General features: G+C 40.3%; 16 protein-coding genes, 1 tRNA gene and 1 pseudogene. 12 read left to right on the top strand and 6 right to left on the bottom strand.

Going from position 1 to position 12,989, the window contains the following annotated elements:
* Nucleotides 1-4 precede the first annotated feature (4 nt).
* From BUB71_RS09980 to BUB71_RS09965, 4 genes are all read left to right on the top strand, one after another.
* Nucleotides 5-994 (top strand): gluconeogenesis factor YvcK family protein, encoded by a 990-nt coding sequence (locus BUB71_RS09980; protein ID WP_073154839.1) that lies wholly within the window; start codon nt 5-7, stop codon nt 992-994.
* 11 nt (nt 995-1,005) lie between these two features.
* Nucleotides 1,006-1,932, top strand: a complete 927-nt coding sequence (gene whiA / locus BUB71_RS09975; protein ID WP_073154702.1) for a DNA-binding protein WhiA — start codon at nt 1,006-1,008, stop codon at nt 1,930-1,932.
* A 31-nt stretch (nt 1,933-1,963) separates the two neighbouring features.
* A complete protein-coding gene (locus tag BUB71_RS09970) occupies nt 1,964-2,221 on the top strand; it encodes an HPr family phosphocarrier protein (RefSeq protein WP_139279057.1) in 258 nt (85 codons plus the stop codon).
* 187 nt (nt 2,222-2,408) lie between these two features.
* On the top strand, nt 2,409-3,062 hold the full coding sequence (locus tag BUB71_RS09965; protein ID WP_073154700.1) for a hypothetical protein: 654 nt from the start codon (nt 2,409-2,411) through the stop codon (nt 3,060-3,062).
* Nucleotides 3,063-3,115: 53 nt separating this feature from the next.
* On the opposite strand, the gene clpP is transcribed toward BUB71_RS09965, so the two are convergent.
* Nucleotides 3,116-3,697, bottom strand: a complete 582-nt coding sequence (gene clpP / locus BUB71_RS09960) for an ATP-dependent Clp endopeptidase proteolytic subunit ClpP (protein ID WP_073154699.1) — start codon at nt 3,695-3,697, stop codon at nt 3,116-3,118.
* Nucleotides 3,698-3,819: 122 nt separating this feature from the next.
* Here clpP and BUB71_RS09955 point away from each other — a divergent pair, with 122 nt between their 5' ends.
* Nucleotides 3,820-4,113, top strand: a complete 294-nt coding sequence (locus tag BUB71_RS09955) for a hypothetical protein (RefSeq protein WP_073154698.1) — start codon at nt 3,820-3,822, stop codon at nt 4,111-4,113.
* Nucleotides 4,114-4,307: 194 nt separating this feature from the next.
* On the top strand, nt 4,308-4,655 hold the full coding sequence (locus BUB71_RS09950; protein ID WP_073154697.1) for a hypothetical protein: 348 nt from the start codon (nt 4,308-4,310) through the stop codon (nt 4,653-4,655).
* A gap of 162 nt (nt 4,656-4,817) precedes the next feature.
* Here the strand turns inward: BUB71_RS09950 and BUB71_RS09945 are convergent, their stop codons facing one another.
* The gene (locus BUB71_RS09945) at nt 4,818-5,993 is read right to left on the bottom strand and encodes an MFS transporter (RefSeq protein ID WP_073154696.1); all 1,176 of its coding nucleotides are present in this window, start codon (nt 5,991-5,993) and stop codon (nt 4,818-4,820) included.
* A 116-nt stretch (nt 5,994-6,109) separates the two neighbouring features.
* Here BUB71_RS09945 and BUB71_RS09940 point away from each other — a divergent pair, with 116 nt between their 5' ends.
* The 3 genes from BUB71_RS09940 to BUB71_RS09930 all read left to right on the top strand — a co-directional run bounded on the left by BUB71_RS09940 (nt 6,110) and on the right by BUB71_RS09930 (nt 7,367).
* Complete coding sequence (locus BUB71_RS09940; RefSeq protein WP_073154695.1) at nt 6,110-6,649, top strand: PadR family transcriptional regulator; 540 nt, start codon at nt 6,110-6,112, stop codon at nt 6,647-6,649.
* An 80-nt stretch (nt 6,650-6,729) separates the two neighbouring features.
* Nucleotides 6,730-7,173, top strand: coding sequence for a ferritin-like domain-containing protein (locus BUB71_RS09935; protein WP_073154694.1), 444 nt, complete (start codon nt 6,730-6,732; stop codon nt 7,171-7,173).
* 119 nt (nt 7,174-7,292) lie between these two features.
* Nucleotides 7,293-7,367, top strand: a tRNA-Arg gene (locus BUB71_RS09930).
* Nucleotides 7,368-7,465: 98 nt separating this feature from the next.
* Here BUB71_RS09930 and BUB71_RS20470 read toward each other — a convergent pair.
* Both BUB71_RS20470 and BUB71_RS09925 read right to left on the bottom strand, forming a co-directional pair.
* A pseudogene (locus BUB71_RS20470) lies at nt 7,466-7,673 on the bottom strand (tyrosine-type recombinase/integrase); the annotation flags it as partial.
* 258 nt (nt 7,674-7,931) lie between these two features.
* Nucleotides 7,932-9,128 carry a DUF5655 domain-containing protein gene (locus BUB71_RS09925; RefSeq protein ID WP_073154693.1) on the bottom strand — a complete coding sequence of 399 codons (1,197 nt, stop codon included), beginning with the start codon at nt 9,126-9,128 and terminating at the stop codon, nt 7,932-7,934.
* 297 nt (nt 9,129-9,425) lie between these two features.
* Between BUB71_RS09925 and BUB71_RS09920 the strand changes: the two genes are divergently transcribed.
* The 3 genes from BUB71_RS09920 to BUB71_RS09910 all read left to right on the top strand — a co-directional run bounded on the left by BUB71_RS09920 (nt 9,426) and on the right by BUB71_RS09910 (nt 11,625).
* Nucleotides 9,426-9,611: a hypothetical protein gene (locus BUB71_RS09920; protein ID WP_073154692.1), complete on the top strand. Its 186-nt coding sequence runs from the start codon at nt 9,426-9,428 to the stop codon at nt 9,609-9,611.
* A 563-nt stretch (nt 9,612-10,174) separates the two neighbouring features.
* Nucleotides 10,175-10,354, top strand: coding sequence for a hypothetical protein (locus BUB71_RS09915; RefSeq protein ID WP_139279056.1), 180 nt, complete (start codon nt 10,175-10,177; stop codon nt 10,352-10,354).
* A 260-nt stretch (nt 10,355-10,614) separates the two neighbouring features.
* On the top strand, nt 10,615-11,625 hold the full coding sequence (locus BUB71_RS09910; RefSeq protein ID WP_073154690.1) for an LLM class flavin-dependent oxidoreductase: 1,011 nt from the start codon (nt 10,615-10,617) through the stop codon (nt 11,623-11,625).
* A gap of 86 nt (nt 11,626-11,711) precedes the next feature.
* On the opposite strand, the gene BUB71_RS09905 is transcribed toward BUB71_RS09910, so the two are convergent.
* Nucleotides 11,712-12,038: an ArsR/SmtB family transcription factor gene (locus BUB71_RS09905; protein ID WP_073154689.1), complete on the bottom strand. Its 327-nt coding sequence runs from the start codon at nt 12,036-12,038 to the stop codon at nt 11,712-11,714.
* Nucleotide 12,039: 1 nt separating this feature from the next.
* A complete protein-coding gene (locus BUB71_RS09900; RefSeq protein WP_073154688.1) occupies nt 12,040-12,465 on the bottom strand; it encodes an SRPBCC family protein in 426 nt (141 codons plus the stop codon).
* Nucleotides 12,466-12,989: the final 524 nt, after the last annotated feature.

Raw genomic sequence — 12,989 nt, 5'->3', positions numbered from 1 at the left:
GTTGTTGAAAAAAAACGGGTTAGAGAAGAGACCACATGTCGTCTGCATTGGTGGCGGTACCGGTCTTAGTGTGATTTTACGTGGCTTAAAGAATTTACCAATTGACATCACAGCCATTGTGACTGTTGCAGACGATGGTGGAAGCTCTGGTCGTTTGCGGGATCAATTACAGATGCCCCCACCTGGGGATATCCGTAATGTTTTGATAGCGCTTGCAGATACAGAACCATTACTAGCTAGTCTTCTTCAACATCGCTTTCGTAGTGGAGGCGAATTGGATGGTCATACGTTAGGTAATTTGATGATTGCAGCATTGCAAGAGATTACAGGAGATTTTACGCAGGCAGTAAAAGAGATGAGCCATGTATTAGCAGTACGTGGTCGTGTCTTACCTGCGAGTGAACAAGATGTTACATTAGTGGCTGAAATGTCGGATGGTTCCATTGTAAAAGGGGAATCCCAGATCCCTAAAACGGGTAAGAAGATTCGCCGCGTTTTTCTTCATCCGCCTGACCCAAAGCCTCTAGAAGAGGCAGTGCAGGCAATTGAGCGGGCAGATGGCATTGTAGTCGGGCCTGGGAGTCTCTATACCAGTATTCTTCCGAATCTATTGGTAAAAGATATGACGGAAACGATCCGCGCTTCTCAGGCAACTAAAATTTATGTCTGTAATGTTATGACGCAGCAAGGGGAGACGGACGATTTTTCCGCATATGATCATATACGTGTCATTTATGATCATGTCGGTGAGCAGCTATTTGAAACTGCAATCATTAATAATGAAGTTCCGCCTGGATCGATCTTAAATCGCTATGCTCTCAATCATCAATGTATGGTACTTCCAGATAAAGGGCGCATTCAGCAGTTAGGGTGCCAGGTGATTGCTGACAATTTACTTCTGTACCATTCTGTGATCCGCCACGATGCACAAAGAGTTAGCCAACATATCTATCGTTTGATTTCCGATCGAATGAAAAGACGGCAAAGTGGATAGGAGGGATATCCATGTCTTTTACTTCGATGATGAAAAAAGAACTAACACAATTAGAAGAAAAACGCTGTTGCAGATTAGCAGAATTATCCGCTTTAGTAAGGATGAATGGCACGATTCAATTAAGACAACAACGGATGACGTTGGAGATTGTAACCGAAAACCCTTCTACAGCTCGGCATATTTTTTCTTTAATCAAAGAATTGTATAATGAATCACCAGAAGTGTTAGTAAGAAAAAAAGCCCGACTGAAAAAAAATAATGTTTATTTACTACGGATTCATGCAAAAACACAATCAATGCTAGCTGACTTACACATTATTCAGTCGAAGCAGCTAGAGCCTGTAGAAGGAATCTCACCACAACTATTTACAGATCTCAATTGTAAACGAGCCTATTTACGGGGTGCATTTTTGGCGGGTGGTTCAGTGAACAACCCTGACAGTGCATCATATCACTTGGAAATCGTTTCTACGTATGAAGATCATGCTGTCGCTCTTTGTGAATTAATGAATCAATTTCATCTCCATGCGAAGATCATTGAGCGAAAAAAAGGGCATGTGGTTTATATCAAAGAAGGGGATAAGATTGGGGAGTTTCTAAACATTATTGGAGCGCATCCTTCTTTGCTTCATTTCGAAAATGTTCGAATCATGAAAGATATGCGTAATTCCGTGAATCGCCTTGTCAATTGCGAGACAGCTAACCTGAATCGAACTATTCAGGCGGCGATGAGACAGATCGAAAACATTCGTAAAATTGAGCAAGAGATTGGTTTGGATCAGTTACCAGTGCGTTTGCGGGAGGTCGCAGAAGTGAGGGTGCAATATCCAGAATTAAATCTAGCTGAGTTAGGGCAGCAAATTCCAAGTGGTACAATCAGTAAATCGGCAGTCAACCATCGATTACGAAAAATTGAGGAGATCGCGAAACGATTATAACCGAACGATCAGGATGAAGGAGGAATTTTCCTTGGTTGAGAAAAAAGTGGTAGTACAATTATTAACAGGTTTGCATGCGCGTCCTGCGGCGCGTTTTGTGCAAGAGGCAAATAAATTTGCATCAGAGATTTATGTGGTGAAGGAAAATAAAAAAGTGAATGCGAAAAGTATCATGGGAGTTATGAGCCTTGCAGTTTCTAGGGGAATGGAGATTTCGATTCAAGCTGAAGGTCCTGATGAGGAGCAAGCGGTTGATGTGTTGATTGGTATGGTGGATAAAGCTGAATAGTGAGACTCAAATGAGATTCTGCGCTTCGTACTCGCCTAAGCTGTGAGTAATTGAGGCGTTTTTTTTACTTTTATCAGCAAAACAAAGTTAGCTCGGATTTTTGTAACAATTAGAGTGTCTAGAGAAGGGAATGAATAGATAAGATGAAGAGAAAGGGCTGAACGGTTTTTGCAATAGGAGGGATGAAATGGATGCATTGCTATACCCAGTTTTAACTATTTTTTATCTGGGATTATTTATATGGAGTTTTCGAACATTCCATGATTCCTCTTTCTGGGGGACCTCTTGGTTACTTTTTATTATGGTGGGTCTCATTTACGATACGACAATTATATCACTTGGGAATTGCATAGGCCCAGGTTCATTGTTAGAGACTTTCAGCCTACTTCGGTATTTTTTAAAAGTGTTTCTAATGCCGACAGTTATTTTTATTGCTTGGGATATTTTAAGAAGAGTAAAAGTGGAATGGTCAAATTATTTATCTGCTCGGATTGCATTTAATCTTTGTACATTTGTAGTGACTGTAATCGGAGTATTCACTGAGATTTTGCTTGTTACGCTTCAGCCAGTTGAAGCAGGAGGGGTACTTCGTTATGTACAGCAAGGGCATCCATTTCCTTATGGAATCCTGTTAACCTTTGTGCCACTATGGATTGCAGGTGTCTATGTGTGGAGAGAAGAGCGGTGGCCTTTGCTTTTGGGCGGTGTGGTGCTCTGCTTTGTGTTAAGTCTTTTTTCTATTGCTTTTGGTAGCTTGTGGCTGTCTTCCTTATGGGAGTTTTTATTAGTTTTTACATTGGTTTTAAGCGAGTGGAAATTACGATCAGACGATTACGCTTAATGATTTTAGAAATAGAAAAGGGTACTCCTTTAAGAGTGCCCTTTCATTCATCTTTAAAGTTTGGTCATTACTTTATCGATTAAACCATATTCAGCAGCTTCTTCAGCAGTCATAAAGTTATCGCGATCAGTATCTTTTGCGATTTTTTCTAGTGGCTGACCTGTAAATTCTGAAAGCAATTGATTGATTCGATCACGAGTACGAAGAATTCGCTTTGCACTGATTTCAATATCAGTTGCTTGACCTTGGGCTCCGCCGAGTGGTTGATGTATCATGACTTCACTATTTGGGAGGGCAAAACGTTTCCCTTTTGTACCAGCAGATAGCAAGAAAGCTCCCATTGATGCCGCCATTCCAATACATATCGTTTGGATATCTGGCTTCACAAATTGCATCGTATCATAGATCGCCATTCCTGCTGAAATAGATCCACCAGGTGAATTAATATACATCGAAATATCTTTTTCGCTATCTTCTGCGGTTAAAAATAATAACTGAGCAACGATCAGATTGGCAACGTTATCATCGATTGGACTTCCAATCAGGATAATCCGATCTTTTAATAGGCGTGAATAAATATCGTAGGAGCGTTCCCCACGATTGGTTTGTTCTACAACCATAGGTACAAGATTCATTGTCGCATTCCTCCTGCTGGGAATTTTGATCATCTTTATCATACCTCAAAGGTCAAAAAAGGTCAAATAGCAAACATGTGCTATAATGATCTTAAAATTAGCTCAATAATCGAGGGATTTATATGGCTAAAAAATTTTTTGCATCGGTATTTGGAACATTTTCTCTCTTCCTGGTCGTTTTACAGCTATCTGTCTATGCATTCTTTCTACTTTCTACCTCATTTTCCATTGACGTTGAAATGTCATTATTAATTGCTGGGTTTATTTTTTATAGCATAGTTCTAGGAATTCCTCTTGCTTTTATTGGCTTTTTGTTGGATTATCCTCATTATCCTTCTTATCTTGCATTAAAGATACATTTGATCATTGTTGCTGCATCTCCTATTTTTGCAGTTGGTTACTTGCTTTTAAATTGATCTGTACTTTACATAATGTTTGTCTAAAAAATGAATTCAAAAATTTTCCCTCCTAAAGATATGGACATTTTTTGGAAAATAGGGTTGTCTATATGGTAAGAGAGCTAATTGTCACCAATCTACTGGATAGATAGATGGGAGCCTTTTAAAAAGGTGACTGGCTCTATGTTCCTCGAAACTGGGAAGGACACAAGATGAGCCGTTGGCAGGGTGACGAGCCGATCCGATGCAGTGTCGTTCACTTCGGGCAGGACAAGCTTCATCCGGATCAGGTACTGTACGCTCAGTACACCTCCAAGAGCGCCCGACGGGCAGAGAAAGAGAGGTTCGTCTTCACTCTCAAGTTCGAACAGGAACCGCAACCCGTCCCGTTCTTCCAAGGGGTGTCGTTTCAGATCGTGAGGGAGATCGCGAGGCAGAGCATGAAACAGGAGGTTCACTTCTCCCCCGATGATGTCCAGTCAATCAGCACCTTCAAGGAGTACGGTACGGGTGACTACTGCATCAAGGTGATCGTCGCCGCTCCCGACAGGAAGCGGTAACCGCCGACACAAGCGGTGTCTGGGGCATGTTGTCCTGGACACCGCTTGTGTGTTTGAAAAGCTTTTTCTAAGTCTGTAATCAAACCTAACGAGCGAGTACTCTCCATTCATTCAGCTGAATATCATTTGAGCCTTCACCAGACGAGTGGGGAATTTCAGCCTCTAAGAACTAAGCTCTACGATAGGTTTGTGTTGAAATCTTCTGCTCAAGTGGATTGCAAACCAAGCGATTGCGATCAATGCCGCAGCGATCACAAAGGGTAATACAGGTGTAAAGGATTGACCTAAAAATCCAGAAAGAATCGGTGCAATACCAGCTCCAAGCCAACGGACAAAATTATAAGTTCCTGAAGTAACACCTCTAGAGTAAGGAGATTGTTTCATTGTATAACTCGTAAAGAGAGCGTTATTTACACCACAGATCAGCCCTGACAAGATTAGTAAACTGATGAAAAGAGCATGATGATTGATAACTGCGAGTAGGGTTAGTAATACGAAAAAGGAGCCAAGTGAGATTTTTAATAATTGATCCATTGCATAGCGTTTTTCAAGCTTGTGTGTTAAGATAGCGGAACCATAAGCGAGTAGTAGACCCCACCCAAAAAAGACAAATCCTAACTGGACTGCTGAAAGATGTAGGACAAGGGGAGAATAAGCTAAGATAGTAAAGAATCCGTAGTAATAAAGCATCCCGGCAAGCGCACTTGTGATAAATGGCTTATGGACAAAGAGTCGTCCCATATCTGATAAATTGGTTGTTTTTGCAGTGGGTTCTAACGGCTTCTCTTGTGGCTGCCGCACCCAGAAAAAGACAAGTAAAGCTGCGATAAACATTAAGATACCAGTAGCTACAAACGGCTGCCGCCAAGAGTTTTCACCAAGGACACCACCAAGTAAAGGCCCTGCTGCCATTCCAAGACCGATTGCAGCTTCATATAGTCCGACAGCTTTGTTGGTGTCGTCAGATAAGGCGATTAATAAGGTCATCGCTGTAGCAAAGAAGAACGCATTGCCCATACCCCATCCAGCGCGGAAAAGTGCTAGTTGTAGAATTTCAGCTGATAGAGAACAACAGATGGCAAAAGCGGTCACGGCGATCAAACCGACCATCATCACTTTTTTGTCGCCCAAGCGAGAAATAAGTAACCCCGCGGGTAACATCATCATCGCCATTGTAAACATATATGCTGAAAATAAAGTTTCAACTTGCCAATGGCTCGCACCGATTTGTTCAGCAATAGCTGGTAAGATCGGATCAACAACGCCAATCCCCATAAACGCGAAAAAGGTGGCCAAAACAGTAATGTTTCGTCCACGTTGACGTGCTTTGTAATCCATGCAAGACTTCCTTTCATATATAAATATTTATATATTATAATATGCTTATCTGTTTAATATGTCAATATTTATATATGAAAAGAGAGGTGAAGAACTGCATATTTGCAGAAATTGAAATGAATTCTTTAGCATATGCATTATTAGCAATGGTAGCAAGAAAGGATTGTTCGGGTTATGAATTGGTACAATTACTCGAACTATTTTGGCAAGCAAAACATAGCCAAGTGTATCCATTATTAGCGAAGTTAGAGCAAAAGCAATATGTAGCACATCGTTTGGTAAAACAAAATGGTCGACCTGATAAGAAGATTTACCGTTTGACGGAGCAGGGACGGGAAATTTTAAGCGCTTGGATTCACGAGGAACCGGCAGTGCCAGTCGTACGGGACGAGTTTCTCACAAAAATCTATGCCATTTGGCTGACAAGCACAAAGCGAGCAAGAGAGCTGTTGCATGAACGAATTCAGTATTTTACAGATATGCTGACTGATCGGTTGTTAAAAATTAGAGAGATGGAAGAAAGATGGTCTGATGATCTGTATGATCCTCACTCCCCTCAGTTTGGGCGTTATATGATTTTGCAGCGAAAAACGCGTCTAGAGCAAGAAGAGATCAATTGGTGTCATTGGGTCTTAGAGCGTTTAAAAAAAGACTGAAGAAAGACTCCATTGTTTGAATGTCGTTAATTCATAAAGGGCATACCAAGGTAAGAGAATGATGTTAAGGAGGAATTGGTTTGCAGACATATCAAACAAATGAGGTAGAAACCTTAATCGAAGGGTTAAATGAAGATTTGTCGGCTGAGTATGGTGCCATGATCCAATATTTATATAATGCATCTGTTGTATCTGGACTGAGTCGGCGTATCCTTAAACCTTTTTTTGAAGAAGAAGCACAAGATGAGATGAGACATGCCCTATACCTCTCTGAGAAAATTAATTACTTAGGTGGACAGCCGAGTGTCCGACCAAAAGCGGTCAAACATGTAACCGGCGTCCGAGAAATGCTACAGCATACACTGCAAGAAGAGATCGATACGATTGATCGATATAAAAAACGAATCGACCAAGCTGAGCAGGTGGGTGACATCGCCCTTAAAGTTCAACTTGAAGACATGATCTCAGATGAAACAAGGCATAAGGAAGAAATTGAGCGACTATTAAAGGAAAATAATTTATAAAACTGTTTTCCGATTCCCCGCTGATCGTTTGGCGGGGATTTTCCTAGGTATCCATTTAGCTGAAAAGAAACTTGCTCACTATACTGTTTCATGATAGAATGAATACTGCTATTTATCATGCACCTATAGCTCAGGGGATAGAGCACTGGTCTCCGGAACCAGGTGCCCAGGTTCGAATCCTGGTAGGTGCACCATACATAAACGCAGTTATATTAAGGTTTTGAGGGGTTGAAGAAATCACCTCTTTACTGCAAAAAGCCCAATTGCTCACGAATTGCTAACGTTTAGTCGACTAAAGCGTTTGCTGTGGGAAGCAGAGGTTGTCTAGTTTTTGGACGGCCTCTTCTTGCATGTTCGGCAAAACATGCGAGTATAGGTTCATAGTAATATCGATTGATTTGTGACCTAATCTTTCAGATATTACTTTTACATGGATTTTTTGATCGATCAGCAAAGTTGTATGTGTGTCTTAAATCGTGAAAGCGTACATGAGGGAACCCTTTGGATTGCTGTTTTACTCTTTTAATTAGTTTATTGGAACCCTGTGAGTAATAACCAATTCGTAATTTTGATGAAAAGATGGACAGCTAAAAACTGTCCATCTCAGACTGAGGAAAAACTTAATTTGTTACATGTCCCCTTGATCGTGGAATTCAAAAAAGTGCCATCAGTGTGAAGTTGGTTAAAATGATATGACAAACTAGGCGGTAGATCATGTCTTGGCTTGACGATATTTACCGTCCTGACACCTATATCATTTAATTATCATTTGATTGATAACTGGTCATAATAAACGATTTCGCTTTTTCAAAATCGGCATCATTTAAAATCGATAACTCCAAATCCCCTGTTCCCCAATGTCCTTTTTCTCGAACATCGCGGCTGAACCCCTTTTTCAGCCTTATTTTGTTCAGATCTGCTTTCAGATAGAGTTTGATTTTTTGCGATTTTGTCTGAACGACACAAACAAAATTATTCTTGTTTCTTTTAAAGGCGATATAGTTTTTCAGCACCTTCATTTGCACGTCATCACCCAATGACATGAGAAACTGCTTAAGTGATTTATAGAGAGCCGTAGACTCATCTGATAATTTGGTGATATTATCCCCTGTCTTACTTCGTGAAATTTGTTCGCTATGGAGCTTTGCCTTACCCTTAATCGTTGATTGAATCTGCTTACCTGTCACTGTTGATCTTCCCCGTACAGATTTTCGTTTCCTATCTGTTTGAGCCACATTGACTTGACTATTTCCCGTTGGTGCTTTACGTCTATTGTTTGATTGGTTCTTTGTCGCTTTACGATGCTTACTTTCGGTCGAATCCATTTTTACATCCTGGTTCTTCATCGACTCTGCGCTGTTTATTGCTCTATTTCTCGTTTTTCCTTTTCTCCGCTTGGGAGTTCCGTCCTTTTGTATTGAGACTTTTCCTTTTGCTACAGCTGATGAAGGGATTGCTTCATGCACCAGATTGAGCATCAAAATATGATCGTCATAATAATTGTATTCATATAACTTGATATTACGATTCATCTGCTGAATTGCATGTCCATCAAATTTATTGAACCCATTTGCCAGACAAATCAACTGCGGATTTGTCCAATTTATCTTTTCGGCAATCTCATTTCCATAGACTTGCATAACCAGCAAGGTGAATTCAGCTTTATGATCCATCAACCAATTGAGATAATACAACCCTTGATTAATCACATTTGGATTCGTTGCTTTTTTATATTCGATAATCACAGGACAATCATCCCCATCAATCCCTAACGAATCAATTCGCCCCCCATGTATCTCACCAGTTGAATATTCAGTTGCTATAAACCGAATCCCCAGCAATGTCTCCAAATTATTTTCCACCAACATTTGCAATGTCCGTTCTACTCGTGCAGGAGCTCCATGTAGTTTTGATACTTTCGTTCCTTCAATCTCAAATAACGATATATTTCCCATTTATTTGCCTACCTTTAAATCGATATATAAGATCCATAAATAGAATGAATGAAATATGACTATATAAATATTCCTTCTAGTATATCATTAAAGATATATCTAAATAATCGCTACGTTTGTCTATCAACAAGCAAATTACTTATATCAATCAAATAAAGGATATAAAAAATGAAAATGATAAGGAGGGATATATTTAGAAATCTATTGTTACTTAATTGATCACTTGATAAACGATCTTATTATTTTAGTAGATATATATTATATTGATTGTAATTGCAAAAATGGAGAGATGGTTGAATGGGATTTAAAGATAAAATAAAAGCAGCGCTTTTTGAGGTTGCTACTGAGGTACATCAAAGACAACAAGGAACTTCTGAAGAGGAATTTTTACGTCCAGGAGGTAAAGATGGAGGAAAAAAATTAGACGAAATAGCAGAAGAAGACCATTATGGTTTGAAAGAAGAAGATGGAAGAGAGCGCTAATAAGGTCTTGAACAAACATGCGAAATAAGTTAATAAGAAGAGTCATTTTTGAAGGAAGATCGCTAAATATGATCATAGAACGCCCCTACACTAAGTGAAATTTATATTTCTGCATATCGAAAAAGAGAGCTGGGTTTTCAGACTAGACTCTCTTTAACTTAAAATTGCAATTGCAAACAAAACTGTAAACATAACTGTAAACATAACAAGTTTACTTGTCTTTCATCAAGTTATTGGCTATTCATCAAACCCTTGATACATTGTACTTTATTGGTTCAAATTTCGTTTTATTCCCCTACCTACCAGGATTCGAACCTGTGCACCTGGTTCGAATCCTGGTAGGTGCAACAAAATTCATTTCAAGAACCATCTTTTTTAGGATGACTTTTTCATTTAGCAATTTTTGTTTTGCTCGATCCGTCATGAACATTCTTTATAAAGCAAAGCAAATTAGCTAAACTAAATATATATCATAGTCATTATCGTAGGAGCAATCCCAAACGATTTCGTGATCCGAAGCTACGGACTTCAGTCCGAGACAATGTAGTCTTTGAGGAGGAACAATGACGGAATGGGAAGTCTGGCTGGCGGCCTTGATCGGGTTGGTGGCCTTGATCTGCATGTACACCTTGAGCCCGGCATTCTACTGGGTTTTGATCGTTTTGATGTTGATCTGCTCCATCCGTGTTGTTGTGGGAGGATTGATCCAGCGACGGAAGGCGCAAAAAAAGGACAAACACTGACTACACTAGCCCGCTACTCAGGGGTAACAGTGACCACCAAGTAGATTTTTGATGAACGAAGTCTTGACCTTGTTCCCATTAGCCTCTACCTACAGGCCATTTGCACAGTTGTGTGAATGGCCTGTGGGCGTTATGGATTGATGAATTTGAATCAGGATGAATCCTTTCTTTATAGAGATGGTTGCCCTTTGGCAACTTTTTGTTTTTTCTTTTATGTGGCAGAATAATAACAACCTATAACTAAAAAGGATGCGTTAATATTGACTAGACAATTACGGGGAATTCCACTTTCTGTATTAGATTTAGTAAATGTTTTAGAAGGCGAGGGCGCTCAGGAAGCATTTCAACATATGGTAAAACTTGCCCAATATACAGAGCAACTGGGATACCATCGCTATTGGCTAACAGAGCATCACAATAACCCTCGTGTAGTTAGTTCCGCAACTCCCATTTTGATCAAGCATGTACTTGAACATACAGATTCGATGCGCGTTGGTTCTGGAGGCGTGATGTTGCCCAATCATTCACCACTTACAGTAGCCGAACAGTTTGGGACATTAGCAACATTATATCCAAACCGTATAGATTTGGGATTAGGGCGAGCCCCAGGGACAGATCGAGCAACAGCGATTGCCTTGCGTAGAACAGTGGAGGAGCGAGCAGAAACGTTTGCTGATGATCTAATGGAGCTACAACAATATTTACAGCCCCTTGAAAAACAATCATCTGTTCGAGCGTATCCAGGTGTGGGGACTGAAATTCCGATATATGTCTTAGGATCGAGCTTATGGAGCGCTCATTTGGCTGCTGAATTGGGTCTTCCCTATGCATTTGCAGCGCATTTCGCACCAACCTATCTTACTCAGGCAATGCAAACCTATCGTAGCGAGTTTCGTCCCTCAAAATTCCTGTCATCACCATATGCAATGGTTTGTGTCAATGTCGTAGCAGCAGAATCTGATGAAGAGGCACGTTTTCTATTTACCACGACGGAGCAATTGTTTTTGCAGATTATCCAAGGTCGCGAGGGTTTAACTCCTCGACCAGTAACTTCGGTTGAAGACCAATGGACTGCCTTTGAGAAGCAATCAGTGAAGAGTATGGCCTACTACACTATCAAAGGGAGTCCCCGAACAGTTCAATCACAACTAAAATATCTAGCAAGTGAAGTTGAATTTGATGAATTAATCGCTGTATCTCATATTTATGATCAGCAAGCAAGACGTCAATCTTATCGTTTGTTTTATGAGACTGTTCGGCAGATGGATTGATAACGAAAATTGTTCAATTTCTTTCCTTTGTAGATTTATAGTTGTAGGCTTTGGTATCTTTATTCGGTTCATACCTAAGCAAATGACTATTTTTCATCGTGTTCAACAAATTCTTTCAAAGAAAGTAGCTTCTCATCCCAATAGTGCTCAAAAAAGGAGAGCCAATGTTTGAGGATGATTAAGCGTTCGGGTTTCAGTCGATAACGTGTTTCCCGGCCCAATTTTCGACGACTGACAAGACCTGTAGTGGTAAGTACATGCAAATGTTTGTTAACAGCAGTACGGCTGATGGGAAAGTGTTGCGCAATCGCTGTAATCGACATTTCTTTGTCAGCGAGTAATTTTAATAATCTTCTTCTGTTCGGATCAGCGATTGCTTGAAATACATCTTGGTGAGGTGAGGTTTCAGCCATGTTAACCCTCGATGTATGCAGGAAGTTTCTCTGTGACAATCTTCTCCCATCCGCCGTCCATAATGCTGCGTATGATCGTATGCGGTTGATCAAACTCTGTTGTTTTATTTTCATCCCATCCAGAATGAATGAGCGTAAATTCTGTAATGTCATTTGTTAATGCTGTTAATTCGAAGGTAAGTTGCCAATCTTTTCCCCAGTCAAAGCTAACTCGCTTTAGTGGTTCTAATTCTGTAACTTTGCAAGGTGAGTCCCCAAATTGATCTGAACGAAGAATAAAATGATGACCGAGTTTTGGCTCAAACGTATTGGGCATCCACCAAGAAGCAATCCCTTCTGACGTTGCGACTGCTGTCCATACTTTTTCAATGGGTGCATGAAGTCGTATTGTCTTTCTGATTTCTGGCATAAACTCTTGTTTTTGCATGATATACCTCCTAATCGATTATAACACCCTAAGGTGTCAAATTTATTATAACACCTTAGGGTGTTATATGTAAATATACTAGCCAGTCATTTCTCTAATATATTCTGGATGAAAGGTCACAGTATTATTCGTATCTCTATATAATGATGCTTGAAGATTTTTGTCATACAGTCTGATGAAGGGGAAAGATAGAGTGGGGCTGTTGCTGGCGGTTTTCGTCGGGCTAGGGATCACGGTCAGCAGATTGATGAATAAATATAGGAGTATCTGAAAAGTTGTTTGTTTTTGAGGAGAGAAATGCAGATATAGAGTAGTCTAATAGGTAGCCACAGTATTTATAAAATTTCGATATATAATATGACAAAGGACCGAGCAGGATACGCTCCCTGCTCGGCCCGATGTTGGATCAGTTGTAGCCGCTCTTAGTCATCATCTTCGTCGGGGTCCCTGCCGTCGACGTGCGGCCGATCGTCAGTGATGTCATCATCATCCCCAGGTCCTTTACCTGAGACAAGGGACAGCAT

This window comes from Seinonella peptonophila (genome assembly GCF_900129355.1).
GTDB classification, from domain to species: Bacteria; Bacillota; Bacilli; order Thermoactinomycetales; family Thermoactinomycetaceae; genus Seinonella; species Seinonella peptonophila.
The sequence above is the reverse complement of the archived record's forward strand: the minus strand, read 5'-3'. Positions and strand labels throughout refer to the sequence as shown.

Bases quoted from the DNA above. Each gene is read 5' to 3' on its own strand.
- whiA (WP_073154702.1), top strand. From the start codon at position 1,006: ATGTCTTTTACTTCGATGATGAAAAAAGAACTAACACAATTAGAAGAA.
- BUB71_RS09905 (WP_073154689.1), bottom strand. From the start codon at position 12,038: ATGGCTGAAACCTCACCTCACCAAGATGTATTTCAAGCAATCGCTGAT.
- BUB71_RS09925 (WP_073154693.1), bottom strand. From the start codon at position 9,128: ATGGGAAATATATCGTTATTTGAGATTGAAGGAACGAAAGTATCAAAA.
- BUB71_RS09945 (WP_073154696.1), bottom strand. From the start codon at position 5,993: ATGGATTACAAAGCACGTCAACGTGGACGAAACATTACTGTTTTGGCC.
- BUB71_RS09965 (WP_073154700.1), top strand. From the start codon at position 2,409: ATGGATGCATTGCTATACCCAGTTTTAACTATTTTTTATCTGGGATTA.
- BUB71_RS09955 (WP_073154698.1), top strand. From the start codon at position 3,820: ATGGCTAAAAAATTTTTTGCATCGGTATTTGGAACATTTTCTCTCTTC.
- BUB71_RS09915 (WP_139279056.1), top strand. From the start codon at position 10,175: ATGACGGAATGGGAAGTCTGGCTGGCGGCCTTGATCGGGTTGGTGGCC.
- BUB71_RS09900 (WP_073154688.1), bottom strand. From the start codon at position 12,465: ATGCAAAAACAAGAGTTTATGCCAGAAATCAGAAAGACAATACGACTT.
- BUB71_RS09950 (WP_073154697.1), top strand. From the start codon at position 4,308: ATGAGCCGTTGGCAGGGTGACGAGCCGATCCGATGCAGTGTCGTTCAC.
- BUB71_RS09940 (WP_073154695.1), top strand. From the start codon at position 6,110: ATGAATTCTTTAGCATATGCATTATTAGCAATGGTAGCAAGAAAGGAT.
- BUB71_RS09920 (WP_073154692.1), top strand. From the start codon at position 9,426: ATGGGATTTAAAGATAAAATAAAAGCAGCGCTTTTTGAGGTTGCTACT.
- clpP (WP_073154699.1), bottom strand. From the start codon at position 3,697: ATGAATCTTGTACCTATGGTTGTAGAACAAACCAATCGTGGGGAACGC.